Genomic DNA, 25,145 nt, shown 5'->3' on the forward strand with positions numbered 1-25,145 from the left:
GTTATCTTTTAATTCGTCCCGAACCATCCCCCTCAATCAATTCTAATACTTCCTCCTTACTTACCTGATTGAAGTCACCGACAATAGCGTGTTTTAGACAGGAAGCTGCAGTAGCAAAATCGAGGGCCTTTTGATCACTAAACTGCTGGAGTCCGTAAATAAGCCCTCCCATAAAACTATCTCCCGTACCCACGCGGTCTACTATAGGGTATATATCATATTCCTTGGATGATAATAATGTAGTACCAGTAAAAAGGTCTGCTGACCATTTGTGATGGGAAGCATTCAATTCCTTTCGATTCGTGATAGCAATCTGTTTTAACAATGGAAATCTCTCTTTTAAATTTGCAGAAAGTTCTGAATTACTTTTAACATTTTTTATATCAAAAAATTGCTCGCATGCATAGGATCCTGCCAATAATACATCGGTTTCCGCTACAAGCTCACTCATGGTTTCTTTGGGATTTGCATTTTCGTACTGCCAGAGATTACCCCGGTAATTAAGGTCACCAGAAATTTTAATTCCTTTGCTTTTAGCCAGCTTAAGCGCATGTAAAATAACCTTCGCAGCATTTGCTGAGATCGCCGGTGTAATCCCGGACCAGTGAAACCAATGACAATCTTTAAAAATTTCCCGCCAGTTGAACCATTCAGGGTCTATAGCTGAAAATGCTGAATTTTCGCGATCATAGATAACTTTCCCTGGTCGATTAATTGCTCCGGCTTCTAGAAAGTAAAGACCTAACCGATTTCCTTGAAATTTAATATGCTTTATGGAAACTTTGTTATTTCGTAGATCGCTTAAGGCTGCTTTACCTAGATCATTATCAGGCAGAACACTCAGAAATTCAGTGTTCAATCCAAAGTTTGATGCGGTAATTAGCACATTGGCTTCACTGCCGCCATAATCAATGTTAAAATTACCAACCTGTGAAAACCTAAGTGCATTTTCACAAGAAAGACGCATTAATAATTCACCCAGGCTTACCAGCTTATTCATAATTATTTTTTGTTTAAATCTGAAAATTGAAAATAAGCTTCAGCATTGTAATAACAGATATCCTGAATTATTTTTCCAATCCATTCTATATCTTCGGGCAGCTCTTTGGCTTCAATATCTTTTCCGAATAAATTACACAGTACCCGTCTAAAATACTCGTGCCTTGGTACCGAAAGAAAGCTTCGACTATCGGTTAACATTCCAACAAAACAACTGATCAATCCCATATTAGATAATGAATTCAGTTGTTTTTCCATTCCTTCTTTCTGATCTAAAAACCACCAGGCAGAGCCGTGCTGGATTTTTCCCTTCGTAGTATTCCCCATAAAGTTCCCAGCCATAGTAGCCATTACTTCATTATCTGAAGGATTCACATTGTAAAGAATGGTCTTAGGAAGCGCATCTTTTTTATTTAAGGTATCCAGAAACTTCGCAAGGGGTTTAGCCTGGTTTAAATCACCAATACTGTCAACTCCTGCATCCTTGCCGATCTGCTGAAGTAATTTCGAGTTGGTATCTCGCACAGGTCCCAGATGTAACTGCATGGTCCAGTTTCTTTTGGCATAAAACGCTCCCAGTTTAAGCAGTAATGCCGACTGATATTTTTCTGCGTCTTCAGTATTAATCTCCTCCCCTGCCAATTTCCTTTTAACCAGGTCATTCATTTCCTTTTCTGAAAAATCATCCGAATACATTCTTTCCAGTCCATGATCTGAAAGTCTGCAACGGTGTTGATGAAAATAATCCACCCTTTTTTCAACTGCCCTAGCAAGAGAATTAAAATCTTTAATATTTATTTCGGTTTGTTTACCAATTTTATTCAAATAAGATGAATAGGCATCACTTTTAATATCCAGGAAGGCATCAGGCCTAAATGTAGGAAGCACTTGCACCTCAAAACCATCTTCAGCAATTTTTTTATGATATTTTAAATCATCGGCAGGGTCATCTGTGGTGCATACCACTTTCACATTCATTTTCTTTAGCAAATTTCTTGTGGAATAGGCCTGAGTGGCCAGCAATGAATTACATTGAGTGTAAATCTTTTTTGCATTTTTTTCACTTAACAAATCAGTTATACCAAAATAACGCTGTAATTCCAAATGCGTCCAGTGATAAAGTGGGTTCCTCAGTGTATAAGGAATGGTTGCTGCCCATTTTTCAAACTTCTCTTCATCGGTGCCATCTCCTGTAATATATTTCTCATCAACACCCAGAGTCCGCATTGCGCGCCATTTATAATGATCCCCCGCAATCCAGATTTCGGTTAAGTTTTTAAACTGCCTGTCTTCTGCGATATCCTTTACAGGTAAATGACAATGGTAATCTATGATAGGCATATTTTCAGCGTAGCGCTCATACAGCTCTTTGGCATACCTATTTTCAAGAAGAAAATCATCTTCAATAAAATTCATCATCTTAAGTCCGTCTTTTCGGTTATTATCTTAATGTAAATACTGCTTCCTTAAATTGGGCGGCCCCTAATTCCAGGCTCCTATCAGAAGGGCTGGAACCTCCTATATAAACATTAAAATCTCCTTTTTCTAATACGCTTTCCCCCTTGTTATTCACAAGTTCCATCATTTCAGGAGTAATTTCAAAAGTGATTTTTTCGGAAGCACCAGGTTTTAAATTTAGCCTTTTAATACCGTAGAGTTGATATTTTGGCGCTTCTACAGAAGCCTCCACATCGGAAACATACAACTGTACGACCTCATCGGCCTGACGATCTCCAACATTGGAAACCACGATACTAGCCTCTAAATTTTCACCTTTGCTGATTTTCTCCTTTGAGAGTTCTATATCTGAAAACTGAAATTTTGAATAACTTAAGCCGTATCCAAAAGGATACATTGGTTCTTCCTCCATATACTTATAAGTTCTTCCTTTCATCGAGTAATCTTTATAAGGAGGCAAATCATCTAAAGACATGGGAAAGGTAATTGGTAATCTTCCAGATGGGGAAACTTCACCAAAAAGAATATCGGCTACCGCATTCCCACCTTCTTCACCAGGATACCAAACCATTAAAACCGCATCTGCCAGTTTGTGAACTTCTTGAAGGTTAATAGGACTTCCCCCGGTAATCACTGCAATTACAGGATTATCCCCGGCAGCTTCATTTAATTTTCGCAAATAATTCAACTGGTTTTCAGGTAGATTATAATCCAGCCTATCCCCAAAGGTTTCAGAAGCAATAGATTCTCCTTCTTCCCCTTCCAGAACCCCTGAAATTCCAAGCACAGCGATAGTAGCATCGCTGTTGCCAGCGTTAGGCGAAGCCCAGTCCTGTGGATTTGCGTTAGGACGATCTAATAGAGTTCCCTGGCGGTATTGCAACTGACTTTGAGGCTCAATGGCGCTGGCCACCCCTTCTAAAATGGTCACTAGATTTGGGTTTACACCATGGTAATTTCCCAATAAAATTTCAATACTGGTAGCATTGGGGCCTGTAATAAAGTATTTTGCAAGATCATTTTTTAAAGGTAGTGCTCCGTTATTTTTAAGCATAACAATAGACTTCTGAGCCGTTTCTCTTGCCAGGGCCCTGTGCTCCTCAGTATTAATATCCTTCGCTGAGAGTTTGGAATACGGGTTATTGGATGGGGAATCAAAGAGACCAAGTTTAAATTTTGTTTTTAAAAGGACCGCAAGACGTTCGTCTATCTCAGCTTCAGTCACCAATCCCTGATTAACTGCTTCCACTAATGATGGGTACACACTACCACAATTTAAATTAACCCCGCTCTTTATAGCTAAGGCTGCGGCCTGCACAGGAGTTTCCACTACATTATGCCCCCCATAAAAATCCTCTAATGCCCAACAATCACTAACTACATGACCTTTAAACCCCCATTTTTCCCGAAGTACATCATTGAGCAGGTATTTATTAGCGCAACAAGGCTCTCCATTGGTGGCATTATAAGCACACATTATAGTTTCTACATCCGCATCTACAAGAGCTTCAAAAGCCGGCAAATAAGTTTCCCAAAGATCTTTTTGAGAAGCTACGGCATTAAACTGATGCCTCAATTTTTCCGGTCCACTATGAACTGCATAATGTTTTGCAGCTGCAGCGGTTTTGAGATACTTATCATCATCACCCTGTAAACCCTTAACAAAAGCAACCCCCAACCTGGAAGTTAAAAAAGGATCCTCCCCGTAGGTTTCCTGCCCTCTACCCCAACGCGGATCTCGGAAAATATTGATATTCGGGGTCCAAAAAGTAAGTCCGCTATACTGTCTTCTATATCCATTTTCTACAGCAGTATTGTGGTTTCCACGTGCTTCATCAGAAATTGCCGATGCCACTTCAAAAATTAAATTCTCGTCAAAAGTTGCTCCCATACCTATAGCCTGAGGAAATACCGTAGCGACACCTGAGCGTCCTATCCCATGTAATGCTTCGTTCCACCAGTTGTATTCAGGTATACCTAATCGTTCAATCGCTGGACTATCATGCATCATTTGCAGCGATTTCTCCTGCAAAGTCAATCGATTGATTAAATCACTTACTCTTTCATCTATTGGAAGTGATTCATCATTGAATTTATAATTCTCAACTTCTTCCTGTGCGGTTAGATCACTCCAGGTCAGCAAGAAAAAAATTGCAACTACAGCTGCCAAAACGTTATATTTCATAATTTTAGGGGATTAAAGTTGTCATGTACTCAAAAAAGATCTCTTTTCTTAAAAAAGTCTTAACAAATAAAGGATATTTTTATTATAAACACAACCGATTGCATAAAAAATTTTGTTAGCAAGCTTTTTTTGTCTAATTTTCGACTCGCAATCGTTTGATATAATCCTGATGAATTTTAAGAAAACTATAGTCTTCGCACTTTTCATACTTCTCACCTTCAATAGTTCCGCCCAGGAAGGATACGACCTCTGGCTGGATTACAAGAAAATTAATGAGCTAGAATATAAAGAAAAAGTAAGCTCCTATTTCAGTAATATAGAACTAATTGGCAACTCTTCCACAATAGCGGCTATTAGAGAAGAGCTCCAAATTGCCAAAGCAGGGTTTGAATTTAAAAACCACAAATCTGGAACCTCTAACAAATTAATAATAGGAACTCATAATAATTTGCCGGTCTCAGTTAAAGGCGAAATTAAAACCGATTCCCTAGGGGATGAAGGCTACTCCATAATCGCACTGGAAAAGGGCGAAACACTTGTAATTACCGGAAACTCCGATATTGCTCTTTTATACGGAACTTTTGGATTATTACGTGAAATCCAACAAAGGAATAATATTTCTAATTTAGAAATTGAAGAAGAACCTAAAATCCAAAAAAGAGTATTAAATCATTGGGATAATTTAGATCGCACAGTAGAACGTGGTTACGCTGGTTTTTCCATTTGGGACTGGCATCATTTACCCGGCCTTATAAAACCTGAATATAAAGATTATGCCAGGGCCAATGCCTCTATTGGCATTAACGGAACCGTTCTTACCAACGTAAATGCTAATTCCCTGGTATTGACTCCTCAATACATTGATAAAGTCAAAGCCCTGGCCAAGGTGTTTCGTCCTTACGGCATACAGGTTTATCTTACTGCAAGATTCTCAGCCCCTATGGAAACAGGAGATTTGGAAACAGCAGATCCTTTAAATAAAGAAGTAAGAGAGTGGTGGAAAAATAAGGCGGATGAAATTTATGCGGAAATCCCGGATTTTGGTGGTTTCCTGGTAAAAGCAAACTCTGAAGGCCAGCCTGGTCCCAATAACTACGGTCGCTCACACGTGGATGGGGCCAATATGCTGGCAGAGGCCGTAGCACCGCATGATGGAATTATTATGTGGCGAGCCTTTGTTTATTCTGAGGATGATCCAGATGATCGGGCTAAACAGGCTTTTTCAGAATTTGTCCCTTTCGACGGTAAGTTTGCTGATAACGTACTTATTCAGGTGAAAAACGGTCCGATAGATTTTCAACCCCGGGAACCATTTCACCCTATGTTCGGTGCGATGCCGAATACTCCCCTTATGATGGAGTTTCAAATAACCCAGGAATATCTGGGTTTCAGTTCACACCTTGTTTTTCTTCCCCAACTTTTTGAAGAAACACTTAAAGAAGATACTTATGCAAACGGTGAAAATTCTACTGTGGCTAAAATTATAGATGGCACACTTCCCAATAGAGAATTAACCGGAATGGCCGGGGTTGCAAATATTGGAACTGCAAAAAACTGGACGGGGCATCCTTTTGGCCAGGCCAATTGGTACGGCTTTGGACGACTTGCCTGGGACCCCTATATGAAAGCCAGAGAAATTGCCCGTGAATGGTTGAGACTTACTTTTTCCAATGACGAAGATTTTGTGCAACCAATGACTGATCTTTTAATTGACTCACGTGAGGCCGTGGTGAATTATATGACCCCTTTAGGATTACATCACATTATGGCTACTGGACATCACTATGGACCCGGTCCATGGGTTGACAATCTTAGCCGGCCTGAATGGAACCCGGTTTATTATCATAATGCTGATAAGAAAGGAATTGGTTTTGATAGAACAACTTCCGGAAGTGATGCCTTATCACAATATGCTAAACCTATAGAGGAAAAATATGATTCTCCAGAAACTACGCCTGAAAAATACTTGTTATGGTTTCACCACCTTCCTTGGGATTATGAAATGAAAAACGGAAAGACCCTTTGGACAAATTTAGCTTTGCATTACCAAATGGGCGTGGATCAGGTAAAAGAAATGTTATCTACTTGGAAAAAGATGGAGCAATATGTAAATGAACAAGAATTCGAAAAAGTCAGGATGTTACTGGAAATTCAATTAAAAGAAGCCAAATGGTGGAGAAATGCATGCTTGAGTTATTTTCAGAAATTTTCCGATATGGAATTACCTGCCGGGGTACCAGAGCCCGAACATAGCCTTGAATACTACAAATCACTGGAGTTTCCTTATGCCCCGGGCATAAGCCCCTCCTGGAACTAAAACCTATATAAATGAGTAAAAGATTAACAGCGATAGTAACCGGTGCTAACGCCGGACTTGGTTTTGCAACTGCTAAAAAATTCTGTGACAATGGCATAAAAACATATGTTAACGGAAGAAATAAAGAAAAAACCGAAAAAGCCTGTGAGGAATTAGGTGAAAATGCGATTCCGTTTATATTGGATCTCAATGACCTGGATCAAATTCCCCAGGCCATAGAAAAGATAGGAAAGCAAGCCGGACAAATAGATATCCTGGTGAACAATGCCGGAATCAATATGAAAAAAGAATTTCTTGAGGTAACCAACAATGAATTCCAGAATATTCTGCACACCAATGTACTGGCATTGTTCGCAATTAGTCGAGAAGTAGCTAAAATTATGAAAAAGCAAAATTCAGGAAGCATTATTAATATAAGCTCAATGGCCGCGCAATATGGTATCCCTAAAGTTATCGCCTATTCAGCCAGCAAAACTGCGGTTGACGGGATGACCAGAGCAATGGCGGTAGATCTGGCTCAATTTGGGATTCGGGTAAACGCTGTGGCCCCTGGCTTTATTGAAACCAATATGTCCAGAAAGGCTTTGGATAACGATCCTGAAAGAAAAAACAGGGTTCTATCAAGAACACCAATGGGAAAATTAGGCCAACCATCGGATATCGCAGATGCAGTTTATTATTTCGCAACTTCAGAGTCGGCCTTTGTTACAGGAACTATACTGCCGGTAGATGGTGGGAACTCAATAGGATTTTAGGATGATCTCAATGAAACAAACTATGCGATGGTATGGTCCCAACGACGTACTATCGCTCAAAGATTTAAAACAGGCAGGTATAAGTGGGATAGTCACCGCTTTGCATGAAATCCCGGTGGGGGACATTTGGACCAAAGAAGCTATAACTGAAAGAAGAAACCTCATTGAAAGTTTCGGTATGCAATGGAGCGTAATTGAAAGCTTACCAGTTCATGAGGATATTAAAAAAAGATCTGGAAATTATAAGGAATACATTGAAAATTATAAGAAAAGCCTCCATAATATTGGCAAGTGTGGCATTGCTGTTGTAGCGTATAATTTTATGCCCGTCCTGGATTGGGTTCGCACAGATCATTTTCACGAAAATGAAGCAGGAGCATCAGTACTTAAATATGATCCTTTGAAATTCATATATTTCGATCTGTTTTTATTAAAAAGAAAAAATGCAGAAAGGGATTACACGAAAGAGCAGGTTCGCGCAGCTCAAGAACTGGGCAATAATCTTTCGGCTGAAGAAAAGGAGGAACTATTCAAAAGTATTCTATTAGGCCTGCCTGGTAGCACCGAAAATTTCACCCCGGAGATTATTAAAGGTCTTCTGGATTCCTACTCGCATATTACCGATAAAAAACTACGGGAAAATCTTGTTCATTTTTTGTCTGAAGTTACCCCCATAGCTGAGAGAAGTAAAATAAACCTTGCTATCCATCCGGATGACCCGCCATTTTCCGTACTGGGATTACCTCGTGTGGTAAGCAATTACAAGGACCTGAAGTTTATCTTTAATCAGGTAAAAAGCGAGGCCAATGGTCTTTGCTACTGCACTGGTTCTTTAGGAGCCAATCCGGATAACGACCTACTTAAGATTTACGATGAATTTGAAGGCAGAATTCATTTTTTACACTTAAGAAATGTCCAGAAGAAAGTTACCGGTGTATTTATGGAATCGGATCATTTAAACGGGGACGTACCTATGGTAGCGGTAGTGAAACGTATTGTAAATACGCTTCAAAAGCGAAAAGAAAGCATTCCTATGCGTCCCGATCACGGTTATCTACATACCTTGGAAGCTCATAAAAACTACTATGTCGGCTATTCCTTTATTGGAAGATTAAAAGGTCTTGCAGAATTGCGAGGACTGGAATTAGGCCTGCAGGAATCATTTAACTTAAAACTATGAATTCAATAAAATTACTTCATCAATCAGTATATATTGTGGCAATAGCAGCAATCTTTACAGGTTGTAAATCAAATACAGATTCGGAAGAAAAACAAGGCAAGGCCCAAACAGAGGAATCTTCGGAAATGGGACTTAAAGATTATTACGCAGGTTATTTCCCAATGGGGGTCGCAGTGGCGCCAAATTCCATCAAAGGGGAATCGGCAGCCTTGATCAAAAGCGAATTCAACAGCATTACCCCGGAGAATGTGATGAAAATGGGACCCATTCATCCCGAAAAAGACAGGTATTACTGGGAAGATGCCGATGCCCTAGCCGAATTTGCAGAAAAAAACAATTTAAAAATGCGGGGCCACGCCCTGGTATGGCATCAGCAAACCGGCGGATGGATCTTTGAAGATGAAAATGGTGAAAAAGTCAGTAAGGATGAGCTTTTGAAACGGATGAAAAACCACATAGATACGGTTGTAACCCGATACGCAGATGATATATATGCCTGGGATGTCGTTAACGAAGCTGTTGCAGACGATTCAACTAAAGTTTACCGGGAATCAGAATGGCTCGAGATCGCAGGAAAAGATTATCTAGTCAAAGCCTTCGAATATGCCAGGGAAGCTGATCCAGATGCTAAATTGTTCTATAATGATTATAATGCCATTATTCCTGAAAAAAGGGATAGGATTATTGAACTATTAAAATACCTCCAGGAAAATGATGCCCCGATTGATGGGGTAGGAATCCAGGCTCACTGGTCTATTTACGGGCCTTCTGAAGCAGAATTAAGGAAAGCCTTAGACCTGTATTCCGATCTGGGACTGGAGATTCAAATTACTGAACTTGACGTTTCTCTTTATCCCTGGGAAAAAGAGCGCCGAGAACTCAAAGAAGGCGAATCAGATGAATTTACTCCTGAATTGGAGCAAAAACAAATTGAGGCCTACGATATGTTTTTTGAAGTTTTCAGAGATTATAAAGACGTAATAACCGGGGTTACCTTTTGGAATATTTCTGATAAATATTCCTGGCTGGATTCTTATCCTGTGGAGGGAAGGAAAAATTACCCCCTGTTATTTGATGAAAACTTTGAACGCAAAAAAGCCTACGAAAAAGTGGTTGACTTTGAAACCCAACCAGAAACAATAACCCCATAAGAATGAAACAACAGTCAATTTTAAATTTCCGAAAATCCTGGCTTATTTTGTTGTGTTTTGGGTTCATTCAAATTACTACAGCACAAGAATCCTATATAAGCAATACCTTAGAGAATGGTTTTCCCTTGCATTCTGCCTCATTATTTTTTGATAAGGGAGATCACCAGGGGGTTCAGTTAGTAGCCAAAGACCTCCAGTCAGATCTGGAAAAAGTAACAGGGAATGATTTTGAGCTTTCTTCACAGAAGATCCATAATAATGATTATCCTGTCATTATAGGAACAATTGGAAAGAGTGAATTGATTAATGAATTGGTTTCCAGGAATAAATTAGATGTTTCCGGCATTAAAGACAATTGGGAGAATTTTCTTATTCAGGTGGTCGAAAATCCTTATCCAGATGTAAAAAAAGCCCTTATCATTGCCGGAAGTGATAAACGCGGCACTATTTTCGGGATGTATGATCTGGCTGAGAAAATTGGGGTATCTCCCTGGCACTGGTGGGCAGATGTTCCGGTTAAAAAATCTGAAGAACTTTATGTAAAACCGGGCAGTTATTACTCAGGGACTCCTAAGGTAAAATACCGCGGAATTTTCATCAATGATGAAGAACCAGGCTTAGGAAACTGGGCCAGAGAAAAATTTGGCGGTATTAACAGCCAAATGTATGAACATGTATTTAAGCTAATCCTTCGGTTAAAAGGAAATTACCTTTGGCCTGCGATGTGGGGAAAAGCCTTTAATGAAGACGATCCAAAAAATCCAAAATTAGCCGACACTTATGGTATTGTAATGGGAACTTCTCATCACGAACCTATGATGCGGGCACAAAAAGAATGGAGCACCCACGGGAAGGATCACGGCAATGGGGAATGGAACTATAGTACTAATCCTGAAGGATTAAGAGATTTTTGGAGATTTGGTTTTGAAAGAAATCAGGATTATGAAAATCTGGTGACCATAGGAATGCGTGGTGATGGCGACGAACCCATGGCCGAAGGCACAGCCATTGAACTACTGGAGACCATTGTAAAAGACCAACGAGAAATAATTGAAGATGTTACTGGAAAACCGGCCAGGGAAACCCCGCAGGTTTGGGCCCTTTATAAAGAAGTTCAGGATTATTATGACCAGGGCATGAGGGTTCCGGAAGATATCACACTGCTTCTTGCCGATGATAATTGGGGGAACATAAGAAAATTACCAGACCCAGAACAAGAGCCAAGAGAGGGCGGGTACGGTATCTATTATCATTTTGATTATGTGGGCGGTCCACGTAATTATAAATGGCTCAACACAACACAAATCGAACGTGTGTGGGAACAAATGAACCTGGCCTATCAATATGGTGCCACAGAAATTTGGGTGGTAAATGTAGGCGATCTAAAACCCATGGAATTTCCTATTAGTTTCTTTATGGATTTCGCATGGAATCCTGAAGCAATAGATGCCCACGAGTTGGAAGAATACGCATCGAATTGGGCTCAGAAACAATTCGGGAGTAACTATGCCCAGGAAATCGGTGATATTTTAAGTAAATACACCAAATACAATAGTCGCAGGAAACCAGAAATGCTGAGCCCTGAAACCTATAGTTTAGTCAATTATAACGAGGCAGATAAAGTGGTAAATGATTATAATAATTTGGTAGAAAAAGCAGAGTCGATCTACAGGAAACTTCCAGAAGAATATCAAGATGCGTATTTTCAATTAGTATTGTTTCCGGTCAAAGCTTCAGCCAATTTAAATGAATTATATGTAGCTACTGCTAAAAACAGGTTATATGCTGAACAAGGCCGAGCCCTGGCAAACACTTACGCTGAAAAAGTGAAGGAATTATATAAAAGAGATGCTGACTTAACCCAAAAGTATCATGATCTGGCTGACGGCAAATGGAACCATATGATGTCTCAAACCCATATTGGATACACATACTGGCAACAGCCCGAAAAACAAACCATGCCAGAAGTGGAAACCATTGAAGTTTCTGAAAATCCTGAAATGGGAATTGCTATTGAAGGCTCAAAACAATCATGGCCGGCCTCGAAACAAACAGCAACTCTCCCGGAGTTTAATTCCTTAGCAGACCAAAGGTCTTACATTGAAGTTTTTAATAAGGGAAAAGGAGCTTTTAATTTTAAAGTTAAGAATAAGGATAAATGGATAAACATTTCAGAAAAATCTGGCTTAGTTGAAGGTCAGAAAAGACTTTACCTGAGTATTAACTGGAAGAAAGCTCCTAAAGGCAAAACCCTGGGAAATTTCAGCATTCATAAAGGAGAACATTCGGTAAAAATTGAAGTTCCCATTAATAATATCCCTACTGAAAATGTAAAAGGTTTTGTAGAAAGCAATAATTATATTGCAATGGAAGCTGCCCATTACAGTAAAAAAACTAAGAATGATAAGGGATGGACTTTAGTACCGAATTTGGGAAAAACCGGAGCTACTATGACTTCATTTGCTGAAACTCCAACACGAGGGGAATTATCAAAAGACAATCCCTATCTAGCCTATGATTTTCATAATTTGAGCACTGGGGAGATGACCATAGAATTTTTACTTTCCCCTACCCTGGATTTTCAAAATAAAGGCGGCTTAAGATTCGCCTATTCAATTGATGACAAGGAACCAAAAATCATCAACATGCATCAGGACACCGAAAATGATTGGGGCACTTCCGTTGGAAATAATATTACAAGAGTAATTTCAAAAGTACAACTCGACAAAAAAGACAACCACACCTTAAAAATCTGGGCAATCGATTCAGGTGTTGCACTTCAGAAGATCATTATAAGAAAAGGCGAAATTGGAAAATCCTATTTAGGACCAACTGAAAGTAAATATATAAAGTGAAAATCTCCCAAATCCGTTTCACGTTTCAGAGGTAAATTCGCCTATCCTAATGACTCCTGACACTTTGTAGACCATAGATCCAACTTGTTATGGGAGTACCCCACAGGTATTGACAGCGCGGCGGGGAAACTGTGAACCGAAGGCATTGCTTTTATAGATATTAAGCAACCTTTGGTCAACAGGGATGATTAGGAAGTTATTCCCGAAGAAAAAACAAAAATGATCTGTGGGTACCTACGGTGGAGCGCATTGATTTGATTGCTCCTGAAGGCAACTCGCTGGAAAATCATGCTAAAAAATTTTATCTCTGCTATCCGTTCCAATGAGAGTTCAAAACTTAATTGTGGGGTAGAAACGGAAAGTATTGCAGCCATTCCTGCACATTTGGGATATATCACTTATAAAACCGAAAAAAATATAATGCAATAATGAAACCGGAACCTTTGTCGATGCCCAAGCAGATGCATTGTAAATAGCTAATTATAAAACTGGCTGGAAATTGCCCCATATCTGAACTGCTTATTTTAATCAATTACCAGCGAACCCCTTTTACTTTCATCTTTAAGATAAAAATAGCTTCTTGAGCGGTGATAAATAGACTTTGGTGATTTTTGCCGCCAAAAGTGACATTTGCGGTCCAATCTTTAGGGATTGGAATATGCTTGATCTTCTTCCCCGATTTATCAAAAACCGTTACGCCATTTCCAGTAAGGTAAACATTACCCTGGCTATCTATGGTCATCCCATCTGACCCTGAATCCGTAAAAAGTTCTTTATTCGAAAGACTTCCATTAGAATTAATTTTATAGGAATAAGTTTTTCCAGCTCTAATATCGGCGATGTAGAGCTTTTTTCCATCAGGGGTACCAATAATTCCATTAGGTTGAACCAAATCTTCAGCCGCAACACTAATATTTCCCTTTGGATCTACATAATATACGCGTTCTGCTTTAATTTCCTTTTCTGTTCGCTCCCAATAATCCCGATGGTAATAAGGATCTGTAAAATAAATTCCGCCACTTGGCGCAACCCATAAATCATTGGGACCGTTCAAGCGTTTCCCCTCGAAGGATTCGACCAAAACCTCAACATCCTTTTTAGAATCGATTTTCCAGATCTCTGAATCTTTATCGGCAGCGGCCAGAAGATTTTCCTGGTTATCAAAATAAAGCCCGTTTGCCCGGCCTGCGTTTTCCATATATACCGAAATAGTATTCTTAGCTACCTCCCATTTATGAATTTTATTATTCGGCTGGTCGGTAAAATATACATTCCCTTCAGGATCGGAAGCGGGACCTTCCGTAAACTCAAAATCATCTGAAATAAGTTCAGGTTTTTCCCTTTTTTCAACCAATTCTCTTTGGGTGTTACAGGAAAGAAATCCAAAACCCACAATCAGGAGCGATAAGATATTTAATTTCATAATATTCATAAAAAAGCCTTTCGCTAAAGATAGGAAAGGCTGTAAATTAATTATAAATTTTATGCTACCATCTTTGGTGAACTTCCTGTTTAAGAAATTCCTCATAGATCTTATTCATCGCTTTGACCTTTTCTACACTAAGCTCCGGCCGATCATAAATAGACAGATTTGAGAGTAGTTGCTCTTCTTTGGATGCTCCTGGAATAGTACAACTAACTTCAGGGAATTTCAAAATCCATTGTAAAGCTACAGGAGCCAGGTTCTGAACTTCAGGAAATAACTTTTTAAGCTCTTTTACGGCCTTTAGACCTCGATCGAAGTCTATTCCCGAAAAAGTTTCGCCCTTATCGAAAGCCTCTCCATTTCGGTTAAAGTTCCGATGATCCTCCTTGTCGAAACTGACATCCTTATCAAATTTCCCCGTCAATAATCCGCTTGCAAGGGGCACCCGGGCAATAATCCCGATATCCTTCTTTTTTGCCTGCTGAAAGAAAAGTTCAGAAGGACGCTGCCTGAACAAATTGAAAATAATTTGAATAGTGTCAACTATATCATATTCGATAGCTTTTAAAGCTTCTTCAACTTTTTCTACACTAACTCCAAAATGAAGTATTTTACCCTGATCTTTTAATTTCTGAAAGGTTTCAAAGATCTCAGGACGGTAATAAACCTCTGTCGGCGGACAATGCAATTGAATTAAATCCAGGGCTTCAAAACCAGTCCGTTTAAGACTTTCTTCTACATAACCAGTAAGGGCTTCAGGCGTATAATTTTCTGAAGTATGCGGGTTGATCTGCCTGCCGCATTTGGTGGCTACATAAATACGCTCAGACCTTGATCGAACAACCCTACCTACAGCTGCTTCGCTCAAACCGGCTTCATAAACATCAGCCGTGTCAATAAAATTAATTCCTTTATCTATTGCGGTATTGATCGTTTTCTCAGCAGTTCGATCACTAAAACCGGAACCCCATTTTCCACCTATTTGCCATGTGCCCAGTGAAATCTCTGAAATTTTAAAACCTGTTTTTCCTAACTTTCTATAATTCATATAACTTTTTTTTCAAGATACAAAAACCTCATTATAGGATATAATCCGTACTGACGAAATTCGAGGTTTTTGAGTTTAACAATTCCTGCAAAATTTCATTATTATAAGCATTATCCTTTGAAGCTACAAAAGTCCTGATGGAAAAGGATCGTAGGGCATCGTGGACACTAAGAGTACTTACCGCTGAATCTTTTCTTCCGGTAAAAGGAAAAACATCCGGTCCACGCTGGCAGGAACTATTAAGATTTACACGGCATACCAAATTTACCAGCGTATCGATTAAAGGTGCGATTTCCTGAATATCCTTCCCGAATAAACTAACCTGCTGACCATAACTGGAGTCGGCCATTTCATTTAAAATCTCCTGGATATCGGAAAAAGGTTTAATTGGTACCACGGGACCAAATTGTTCTTCCTGATAAACCCGCATATCCTTATTTACCGGGAATAAAACCGCCGGATAAATGTAATTCTCCGAAAGTTTACCTCCTTTTTCATTTATAATCTCCGCGCCTTTTTTCCTGGCGTCCTCAATTAATTCCTTTATATAATCAGGCTTATCGCTTTCAGGCAAAGGAGTTAGTTTTACACCTTCTTCCCAGGGGTTTCCGAACTTTAACGCGTCAACCTTTTTTGTAAAACGTTTATTGAATTCTTCTCTGATGTCCTGATGAACATAAATTATTTTAAGTGCAGTACAGCGTTGTCCGTTAAAGGACAAAGAGCCCGAAATACATTCTTCAATGGCCAGGTCCAAATCAGCATCGGGTAAGATAATGGCCGGATTTTTAGCTTCCAAGCCCAGAACGAGGCGTAAACGATTCTTATACGGATGTTGATCCTGTAAAGCTATAGCCGATTTACTGTTACCAATAAGTGCCAAAACATCTATTTTCCCTGATGCCATTATTGGAGCAGCTACTTCCCTGCCCCGACCATAGATTATATTTACAACCCCCGGAGGAAAACTGCTTTTGAAGGCCTCTAAAAGAGGAGAAAGTAAAAGAACACCGTTCTTAGCAGGTTTAAAAATAACCGTATTCCCCATAATAAGCGCTGGAATGAGTAAGGCAAAAGTTTCATTCAAAGGATAGTTATAAGGACCCAAACATAAAACTACCCCAAGGGGTCCGCGACGAATATGAGCGTGAATACCATCACGCTTAAAAAATTTGGCGCTGTCCCGATCCAGTTGCTTATAATCTTCGATAGTATCATAGATATATTCCACCGTCCGGTCAAATTCCTTACGGGAGTCAGGAAGTGATTTCCCAATTTCCCACATTAGATATTTAACAACTTCCTCCCGTTTGGTCTCCATTTTAGCTACAAAATTCTGCATACAGGAAATACGTTCGGAGACCTTCATAGTAGGCCATTCGCCCTGACCCTGTGAATAAGATTTGCAAGCCGAATTCAAGACTTTCAGTGCAGCGTCCTTGTCCATATGTGGAATGCTACCCAATAAGGTGGGTTTATATTCTTCAGTGGAAGATATGGTAGAATAAACCTCATCCTGTTGGCCATTCCATTTAATCAATTCTCCGTTATCAAGATAAGTCTCCTGGTGAAGCAGTTTTGTAATTTGAAACTCCTTTGGTATGTTCATAAATTTAGTTTTAATGATTGGTTACTAAATGTACTGGTTCAATTCTTTACCTTTAAAAAATCGTCACCTCAAACCAAATAACTACCAGAGTGCACGCACATCATGCATTTAGTTTGAGCAATTTGTTCTTCTTATTGAGATGCTCTTAAAGAGTGAGATTATCAATTTCAGCTTTTAATTCTTATTGCTTGACAAGCCTTCCATGATCCTTTAAATAGCACTTAAAGTTAATATATGCTAGTGGAAATCCCTGGAATTCAATAGAAATTATAGCAAAATAATTCGTGCCCTCTGGGATGTTTTACCTGCAGTTAACATTTAAAGGATTAATTGCTTGAGCGGATCACTTCTTAACATTACTTAGAAACTTATTAACCTCCAGCCAGTGTATAAAGGCATCGAACCATCGATTACTGGTCCGGTCCGGATTCCCCAGGCCGAAACCATGGCCGCCGTTCTGGTAAAGATGAAATTCAACAGGCCTGCCAGCTTTGTACCATGACTCTATCAGACCGAATTCCCCATTGAAAAGAAAATCATCAGCGGCAATAGCGTTGAACATAGGGGGGGCATCCTTTGGTACATCAACTGCGTTCATTCCTCCGTAAATAGGTGCGATAAAGGCCAGGTCCATGGTCTTGGAATTCAAAGTAGAATGCATCGTAAGTCCTGCACCAGCTGAGAAACCCATCATACCTATATTATTTGGATCTACCCCCCACTCTTCAGCGCGTTCAACGATCAAGGCATAAGCGGCCTCGGCATCCTCGAGCTGGTTGGAAAGGTTTGAACGTGGGCGTTCTGAATCAGAACCCTGCCGATCATCTGAAGATTCTGCGGAAGGGGTGCGGGGTCGATTCATGTATGCCTTAAAGTCTTCAAGAGACTCTGGAGTTGGGTGAAGCCGATACTTTAGTACAAAGGCAGCAATTCCCTGCTTTGCAAGGGCTTCAGCCACTTCCCAACCCTCATTTCCCATGGAAAGCCACCTGAAACCACCCCCGGGAGCCACAATTACCGTTGTTCCATTGGCTTTTTCCGGGTCTGGCAGGAACGGAGTAAGGGTCGCAGTAGATATATTCCTCGCCATGGGATCGCCCCACTGACGAAACCAGGTTTCCGGGGCAGGCTGATTTTCAACTTTACCTGTTCCCAGGGGGATAGCCGTAGGCTCGGAAGGAGCTTCGAGTGGGTAGATAGTTCCATCTTGTGCCATCCCTATTGAAGCCAAGAAAAATAAAATCATTCCCATAAGGGACCTTGAAAATTTAGTTGGTGAATATGACATCATGCGTTGTTTTTTATATTAATAATTCAAAAGATATTTTATTATTAAATCCATGGATGAATTATGGACATTATTTTCCATTAAAGAATATCATAACGCCAACAACAATGATCACCACTAAAATCGATACGGCAATATCAACCCAATTATAGCTGTTTTTATTGTTTCGTTTTTCCTCTTCTGAAATCGTCTGAAAAGTAAGGTTATCGGTTTTAATTTTCGCAGGTATACTGGTCAATAAACTCACAACGGTAATTAAAATCACACAGAATAAGAAGAACCAGGCCGCAAAAGTCAAAAAGTTTATGTCCCCTACCAGGAATAAGAATCCATCAGGATCTAAAGAGTCCTTAAATAATTCCAGGATAATCCTCAGGGCACCTACTATAAAACCAAAAACCAAAGTAATAAAAGCCCCGTGTGCATTTATTCGTTTGTAGAATATACCTAGAAGGAATACCGCGGTAATTGGGGGTGCAATATAGGATTGCACCTTCTGCAAATATTCATATAATACCCCAGAAATATTGGCCATAATCGGGATCCAGATAATACCGATAATAACGATAATAACCGTAGCTATTTGACCGGTTCTTACCAGTTTTTTCTCAGGAGTATTCGGTCTAAGTTTTTTATAAATATCTACGGTAAATAAAGTAGAACAGGAATTAAAAACCGAGGCTAAGGAACTCATTAATGCAGCCAATAAACCCGCAGCTACAAGCCCGCGTAATCCAGAGGGTAACAGGTTACTCATTAAAACCGGAAAGGCTTCATCAGGACTATCCCAGTGCAGTTCACCACGCATCTTTAGGGTAAGTGCTATAATTCCAGGAATTAAGAATAAGAAAACTGGCAATAACTTCAACAAAGCTCCAAAAATAGTTCCACGTCTTCCTTCTTTAATATTCTTTGCCGTAAGCGCACGTTGTACAATATACTGGTCGGTACACCAATACCAAATACCCACGATGGTACTGGTAATCAAAAGAGATGGCCATGGGAAATCAGGATCTGAAGCAGATCGCCACATATTAAGATATTCAGGAGAAACGGTTTCCTGCATACTGGCCCAACCTCCTACTTCATCTAATCCGATAAAAGTTAGGGCTGCGGCACCGATGACCAGGATTATTGCCTGAAGGGTTTCTGTATAAACCACGGCCCTCATACCACCTAAAACGGTGTAAAGTCCTGTCAAAATCACCGTACCAAGAGCACCGGTCCAAAAATTGATTCCTAGTAAAGCAGAAACTACAATACCTCCTGCATAGATCGTTACCGAGATCTTGGTAAGCACATAGGCAATAATGGAAAATACTGAGAGTACCCACCTTGACCTGGCATCAAATCTTTTTTCCAGGAATTCGGGCATGGTAAAAACACCACTGCGTGCATAAAAAGGAAGAAATACCCAACCTAAAATAAGAACTACCCAGGCCTGAATTTCATAAATAAGCATGGGAAGCTTATCTCCGGCACCTGCACCGGCGAGTCCAACTACGTGTTCTGATCCAATATTGGAAGCGAAAATTGAAGCTCCGACAACAAACCAGCCTACATTTCTACCGGCCAGAAAATAATCTTCGGTATTCGATTGCTTTTTTCTAATTACCCAAATAACAATTCCGGCTAAAACCAGGAAATAAAGAGCAATTGCAATCCAGTCATAAATATCTAATGCTTTCATAAATTATTTTACTGAAAATTTAAAACTTGTTTTGGAAGCGTAGGTTTCTCCCGGTTTCAATACCACAGATGGAAAACCCTCCTGATTTGGTGCGTCCGGGTAATGCTGGGTTTCCAGGCAAAACCCACTTCTGTGACCATAAGTGCCCTCTCCATCGGCTTGTGGAAGGGTTCCATCAAGAAAATTCCCAGAGTAAAACTGAATCCCTGGTTCATTGGTATGCACTTCAAGCACTCTACCACTTTCCTGGTGATAGGCTGATGCAGCCAATCGCATTCCGGAATCCTGGTCATTTAAAACCCAGCAATGGTCATAGCCCTTACCACGTTTAATTTGGGTACTCATATCTTCAATATGCTTTGCAATGGTTTTCGATTTACGGAAATCAAAAGCAGTACCTTCTACTTTTCTTATTTCTCCGGTGGGAATAAGGGTTTGGTCTACGGGTAAAAATTTATCAGCATTGATTTCCAGTTTATGGTCCAAAATAGTTTCAGAAAAATCCCCTGACAAGTTAAAATAAGCATGCTGGGTTAAATTCACTATAGTGGTTTTGTTGGTAGTCGCTTTATAATCCACTTCCAGTGCATTATCATCGGTCAGGGTATAGGTGACCGTGGTTTTCAGCTCCCCGGGATACCCCTCCTCCATATCTTTACTGGTGTAGCTTAATTTCAAGCTATTCCCGGTTGCTTCTTTTACCTTCCAAATCACTTTGTCAAAGCCTTTTTTACCACCGTGCAAATGATTTTCCCCATCATTTTGAGCTAGGGTATATTCCTCCCCATCCAATGTGAATTTTCCTTTGGCAATACGGTTTCCAAACCTGCCAATTAAAGCTCCGAAAAACGGGTTGTCTTTGGTGTATTGCACCAGCGAATCAAAACCAAGGACAACATTTTCAAATTGATTATTTTTATCAGGTGCCTTTAAGGACGTTATCCTACCACCATAGGTGATGATTTTTACTTCCATACCATTTTTATTGGTAAGTATATATTGCTCGACTTTTTCTCCCTGTGCAGTGGTACCGTAATCTTCTTTTTGCATTGTTTGTGGGCTTTTTTCGGTGTTCATTTCTTTTATGTCGGTTTCAGCCTCCTTCTCTCCATTTTTACATTGAATAAAAAACAAGGACAGGAAAACTATTCCCAGACCGAAAAGATTATTTTTTGAAAGTTTCATAATTAGATGCGTTAGTTTAGAAATTACATTCCATGTTGAAACATATGGTAGTATGCCTCATTGGCATTTATTTTATCCTTGAATTCCCTAATACTGGTCTTATCATCAATAACCAATAATTCAATCCCGGCGATATCGGCAAAATCTTCCAGGAATTCCGTAGTTAAGGCTTGTGTATACACCGTGTGATGTGCGCCCCCGGCCAAAATCCAGGATGTCGCGGCAATCTCCAGGTTAGGTTTGGCATCCCATAATACACGTGCTACCGGTAAGTGTGGTAAATCGGCTTCCGGTGCTACCGCTTCCACTTCGTTCACAATTAACCTGAACCTGTTCCCCATATCTATTAAAGAGGCATTTAAAGCATCTCCTTCCGGAGCATTAAAAACCAGTCGTACAGGGTCTTCTTTTCCACCAATACCCAGGGGATGCACCTGGCAGGTTGGTTTTGCATCAGCAATAGAAGGACAAATTTCCAGCATATGTGAGCCTAAAACATAAGATTTCTGTGGAGTAAAATGGTAGGTGTAATCTTCCATAAAAGAAGTTCCTTCTTCTAATCCAACAGCCATAACTTTCATAGCACGTAATAGTGCGGCGGTTTTCCAATCGCCTTCTGCACCAAAACCATAACCATCGGCCATTAAACGTTGCACCGCAATGCCCGGTAATTGTTTAAGTTTTCCCAGATTTTCAAAAGTATCGGTAAAGGCTTTAAAACCTCCTTCGTCTAAAAATGACCGCAATCCTAATTCAATTTTAGCAGCATCAACCAAAGAGTCTCTTTGCGCGCCTCCTTCTTTTAGGTCTTCAGTTAAATTATAATCGGCTTGATATTCCTTCAGTAAATCATTTACTTTTTCTTCGGAAATTTTATCGATATGCGCTACAACCTCTGAAGAATCGTAACCATTAACGGCCATCCCAAATTTCATTTCAGCGGCCACTTTATCACCCTCGGTGACTGCAACATTGCGCATATTATCGCCAATACGAGCTACTTTTAGATGCTGAAGTTCATCCCATCCTAAAACCACACGAGACCAAATTCCCAGTTTGCGTTGCACGCGATCGGTTTTCCAGTGACCTACAATTACTTTGCGTTTTTTGCGCATACGGCTCATTATAAAACCGAACTCCCTGTCCCCGTGAGCTGACTGGTGCAGGTTCATATAATCCATATCAATTTTACCCCATGGGATCTCAGCATTAAATTGTGTATGTAAGTGGCAAAGTGGTTTTTTAAGCAGGCTTAGTCCTTTTATCCACATTTTAGCCGGCGAAAATGTATGCATCCATGCTACAATGCCAATACAGTTTTTATTGGCATTGGCCGCCTGGCAAATATCGGTAATCTCATCTGCCGTTTTCACCGTATCTTTCCAGACTATTTTTAGCGGAAGATGCTTAGATTCATTAAGTCCTTGTACTATTTCTTTGGAATCACCGGCAACCTGGTTTAAGGTTTCATCACCGTATAAATGCTGGCTACCAGTTACAAACCAGATCTCTTTTGCTTCTATATTAATCATTTGGTATTTTTGTTATTAAGATTATTACCAAACCTCACAGAATTCAAAGAGCTGTGAGGTTCTGCATTTATTTGATATTAATTTTGACCGTAATAGGCATTTTTGCCGTGTTTACGCTGGTAATGTTTTTTAATTAGGGAATCCTTCATTCTTGGGGCTTCCGGATTAATTTGCATCGTAAGCAGTGCCATTTTTGCCACTTCTTCCAGCACCTTGCTGTTATATACTGCTTTTGCAGCATCCTGCCCCCAGGTAAAGGGACCGTGATTACCGATAAGCACCATAGGCACTTCCTGGTAAGAAAGTTTCTTTTCTTTAAAACAATCCAGGATCTGGATGCCGGTATTGTGTTCATAATTACCCTCTATAAGTTCATCTCGCATTGGAGGTGCACAGGGAATATCCGCGGTAAGATGATCGGCATGGGTGGTTCCAAAAATCGGGATATCCTTCTGAGATTGTGCCCAGGCCACCGAATACGTAGCATGGGTATGGGCTATTCCCCCAATATTCTCCCAATTCTTATAAAGAAAGGCGTGGGTTTTGGTGTCTGAGGAAGGACGCATTTCCCCTTCAATAACCTTGTTTTCAAAATCGAGGATTACGATATCCTCAGGTTTCAACTCCTGGTAAGGTACGCCACTGGGCTTTATGGCGAAAACCTTTTTTTCCCGGTCAACCGCACTCACGTTTCCAAAGGTATAGATCACCAGGTTTAAGGCATCAAGTTCCATATTGGCCTGGTAACATTCCTGTTTTAATGCTTTATAATTAGAGCTCATTTATAGTAGATTTTCGGTTAATATTATTTTCGACGAAAGCACCTAATTCCTTATATTCTTCCATTAATGCAGCATAAGTATCTAAAGCTTCCGGCTGGGGATGATATTCCGCTTCAAAGTCGCTACCCAGCTTTTTACTGGCTTCGATCACGTTAGGATAAAGTCCAGCGGCAACGGCAGCATAAACTGCAGCTCCCAGCGCGGGAGCCTCATCTGAAGAAGCCACTTTTATAGGCATATTCAGCACGTTAGCCAGGGTTTGCATAATAAAAGGAGATTTACGTGCTACCCCGCCTATACCAATCACACTATTTATTTTCACGCCTTCCTCTTCAAAACGATCGACAATTTGTTTGGAGCCAAAGCAAATCGAATTGATAAGGGCCTTAAAAATATGAGGTGCTTTTGAACCCAGGGAGAGTTTGGAAATGGCACTTTTTAATTCCTGGTTGGCATCTGGCGTTCTCCTCCCGTTAATCCAGTCTAGAGCAACGGGAATACTTTCTGAAAGTGGAATTTCCTGAGCTGCTTTAGAAAGTTTTTTGATGAAATCCCGCTCGATTTCTTCTACAAGTTTTGCTTTTTGTTCTTCGGAGATAAGATCGGAACTCAAAACCAGGTTCTCCAAAGGCCAGCTAAGTACATCTTTGAACCAGGCCAGAACATCCCCAAATGCCGATTGCCCGGCTTCAAGGCCAATCATATTTGGAATTACCGAACCATCTACCTGCCCGCATATGCCGTGAACTGTTTTATCCCCTAGCTTGTCCTGCTGGGAAACAATAATATCGCAGGTCGAAGTACCCATAACCCGAACCAGGGTATGTTTATCGATTTTGGCACCCACTGCCCCTGAATGAGCATCAAAAGTACCTACCGCGATTACACAATCGGTAGACAGGCCCAGTTTCCTGGCCCAGTCCGCACTTAAATTTCCTGCAACTTCGTCCGAAGTATAGGTCTGCATATACAACCGCTCACGCAATTCTCCCAAATATGGATCCAGTCGAGTAAGGAAATCTTTAGAAGGAAGACCATCCCAGCTCTGGTGCCACATTGCTTTGTGACCAGCAGCGCAGCGGCTGCGTTTAAAAGTGGATAAATCCTGATGTTCAATAAGCAGAAAGGTCATCAAATCACAATGCTCCATCCAGGAATACGCAGCCTTTTTCACTGCTTTGTCTTCCCGAATAACGTGGGCGATTTTGGCCCAAAACCATTCGGAAGAATAAATTCCGCCTTCATATTTGGTATAATCTTCTCCACCCCAATTCCTGGCTAAATCATTGATTTCATTAGCCTCGTCAATTGCGGTGTGATCTTTCCAAAGCACCATCATGGCATTTGGATTTTCCTTAAAACCTTCTTCAAATGCAAGCGGTTTCCCTTCTTTGGTAACCGCAATCGGAGAAGAACCTGTGGTGTCAATACAGATTCCTTTGACGGAGTCACTATCAATTTTGCTCTTAACTAATACTCCCTTAATGGTTTTTTCCAGGCCTTCAATATGATCTAAAGGATGCTGGCGGAACTGGTTGGTTGCCGCGTTGCAGTACTTTTTTTCCTGCCATCTCGGATAATAAAAAGTATCTGTAGCCACTTCCTGACCACTACCTGTATCCACAAGTACTGCTCTTACCGAGTCAGTTCCGTAATCCAGGCCTATAACGTAATTTTTCATATAT

General features: G+C 40.3%; 18 protein-coding genes. 5 read left to right on the forward strand and 13 right to left on the reverse strand.

What is annotated here, in order from left to right; translation table 11 throughout:
• Position 1: 1 nt before the first annotated feature.
• From DET49_RS04565 to DET49_RS04575, 3 genes are read right to left on the reverse strand one after another with little or no spacing between them, the layout of a single operon-like run.
• Complete coding sequence (locus DET49_RS04565) at positions 2–1,000, reverse strand: sugar kinase (RefSeq protein ID WP_208109620.1); 999 nt, start codon at positions 998–1,000, stop codon at positions 2–4.
• A gap of 2 nt (positions 1,001–1,002) precedes the next feature.
• The gene (gene uxaC / locus DET49_RS04570; RefSeq protein ID WP_133546921.1) at positions 1,003–2,418 is read right to left on the reverse strand and encodes a glucuronate isomerase; all 1,416 of its coding nucleotides are present in this window, start codon (positions 2,416–2,418) and stop codon (positions 1,003–1,005) included.
• Between the two features lie 22 nt (positions 2,419–2,440).
• Positions 2,441–4,642, reverse strand: coding sequence for a glycoside hydrolase family 3 C-terminal domain-containing protein (locus tag DET49_RS04575; protein WP_243729518.1), 2,202 nt, complete (start codon positions 4,640–4,642; stop codon positions 2,441–2,443).
• Between the two features lie 169 nt (positions 4,643–4,811).
• Between DET49_RS04575 and DET49_RS04580 the strand changes: the two genes are divergently transcribed.
• Genes DET49_RS04580 through DET49_RS04600 form a run of 5 tightly spaced genes read left to right on the forward strand, consistent with a single transcriptional unit; the run spans position 4,812 to position 12,900 of the window.
• Positions 4,812–6,959 (forward strand): alpha-glucuronidase family glycosyl hydrolase, encoded by a 2,148-nt coding sequence (locus tag DET49_RS04580; RefSeq protein WP_133546922.1) that lies wholly within the window; start codon positions 4,812–4,814, stop codon positions 6,957–6,959.
• Positions 6,960–6,970: 11 nt separating this feature from the next.
• Positions 6,971–7,714: an SDR family NAD(P)-dependent oxidoreductase gene (locus DET49_RS04585; RefSeq protein WP_133546923.1), complete on the forward strand. Its 744-nt coding sequence runs from the start codon at positions 6,971–6,973 to the stop codon at positions 7,712–7,714.
• Position 7,715: 1 nt separating this feature from the next.
• A complete protein-coding gene (gene uxuA / locus DET49_RS04590; protein ID WP_317130299.1) occupies positions 7,716–8,894 on the forward strand; it encodes a mannonate dehydratase in 1,179 nt (392 codons plus the stop codon).
• A complete protein-coding gene (locus DET49_RS04595; protein WP_133546925.1) occupies positions 8,891–10,045 on the forward strand; it encodes an endo-1,4-beta-xylanase in 1,155 nt (384 codons plus the stop codon). The genes uxuA and DET49_RS04595 overlap by 4 nt, the downstream gene beginning before the upstream one ends.
• A gap of 2 nt (positions 10,046–10,047) precedes the next feature.
• Positions 10,048–12,900, forward strand: a complete 2,853-nt coding sequence (locus DET49_RS04600) for a glycosyl hydrolase 115 family protein (protein WP_133546926.1) — start codon at positions 10,048–10,050, stop codon at positions 12,898–12,900.
• Between the two features lie 188 nt (positions 12,901–13,088).
• On the opposite strand, the gene DET49_RS18395 is transcribed toward DET49_RS04600, so the two are convergent.
• The 10 genes from DET49_RS18395 to DET49_RS04645 form a co-directional block, all read right to left on the reverse strand.
• On the reverse strand, positions 13,089–13,274 hold the full coding sequence (locus DET49_RS18395) for a hypothetical protein (protein WP_166636540.1): 186 nt from the start codon (positions 13,272–13,274) through the stop codon (positions 13,089–13,091).
• A gap of 158 nt (positions 13,275–13,432) precedes the next feature.
• A complete protein-coding gene (locus tag DET49_RS04605) occupies positions 13,433–14,332 on the reverse strand; it encodes an SMP-30/gluconolactonase/LRE family protein (protein ID WP_133546927.1) in 900 nt (299 codons plus the stop codon).
• Between the two features lie 55 nt (positions 14,333–14,387).
• Positions 14,388–15,374, reverse strand: coding sequence for an aldo/keto reductase (locus tag DET49_RS04610; RefSeq protein ID WP_133546928.1), 987 nt, complete (start codon positions 15,372–15,374; stop codon positions 14,388–14,390).
• Positions 15,375–15,405: 31 nt separating this feature from the next.
• Positions 15,406–16,983, reverse strand: coding sequence for an NADP-dependent glyceraldehyde-3-phosphate dehydrogenase (locus DET49_RS04615; RefSeq protein ID WP_133546929.1), 1,578 nt, complete (start codon positions 16,981–16,983; stop codon positions 15,406–15,408).
• A gap of 343 nt (positions 16,984–17,326) precedes the next feature.
• Positions 17,327–18,274 (reverse strand): alpha/beta hydrolase, encoded by a 948-nt coding sequence (locus DET49_RS04620; protein ID WP_243729519.1) that lies wholly within the window; start codon positions 18,272–18,274, stop codon positions 17,327–17,329.
• Positions 18,275–18,341: 67 nt separating this feature from the next.
• Positions 18,342–19,961 carry a sodium:solute symporter gene (locus DET49_RS04625; protein ID WP_133546930.1) on the reverse strand — a complete coding sequence of 540 codons (1,620 nt, stop codon included), beginning with the start codon at positions 19,959–19,961 and terminating at the stop codon, positions 18,342–18,344.
• A gap of 3 nt (positions 19,962–19,964) precedes the next feature.
• Positions 19,965–21,146: an aldose epimerase family protein gene (locus DET49_RS04630; RefSeq protein WP_133546931.1), complete on the reverse strand. Its 1,182-nt coding sequence runs from the start codon at positions 21,144–21,146 to the stop codon at positions 19,965–19,967.
• A gap of 23 nt (positions 21,147–21,169) precedes the next feature.
• Positions 21,170–22,678: an L-arabinose isomerase gene (gene araA, locus DET49_RS04635; RefSeq protein ID WP_133546932.1), complete on the reverse strand. Its 1,509-nt coding sequence runs from the start codon at positions 22,676–22,678 to the stop codon at positions 21,170–21,172.
• A 77-nt stretch (positions 22,679–22,755) separates the two neighbouring features.
• Positions 22,756–23,460, reverse strand: a complete 705-nt coding sequence (locus DET49_RS04640) for an L-ribulose-5-phosphate 4-epimerase (protein ID WP_133546933.1) — start codon at positions 23,458–23,460, stop codon at positions 22,756–22,758.
• Complete coding sequence (locus DET49_RS04645) at positions 23,450–25,141, reverse strand: ribulokinase (RefSeq protein ID WP_133546934.1); 1,692 nt, start codon at positions 25,139–25,141, stop codon at positions 23,450–23,452. The genes DET49_RS04640 and DET49_RS04645 overlap by 11 nt, the downstream gene beginning before the upstream one ends.
• Positions 25,142–25,145: the final 4 nt, after the last annotated feature.

The sequence above is a fragment of the Salegentibacter sp. 24 genome (assembly GCF_004362395.1).
GTDB lineage: Bacteria > Bacteroidota > Bacteroidia > Flavobacteriales > Flavobacteriaceae > Salegentibacter.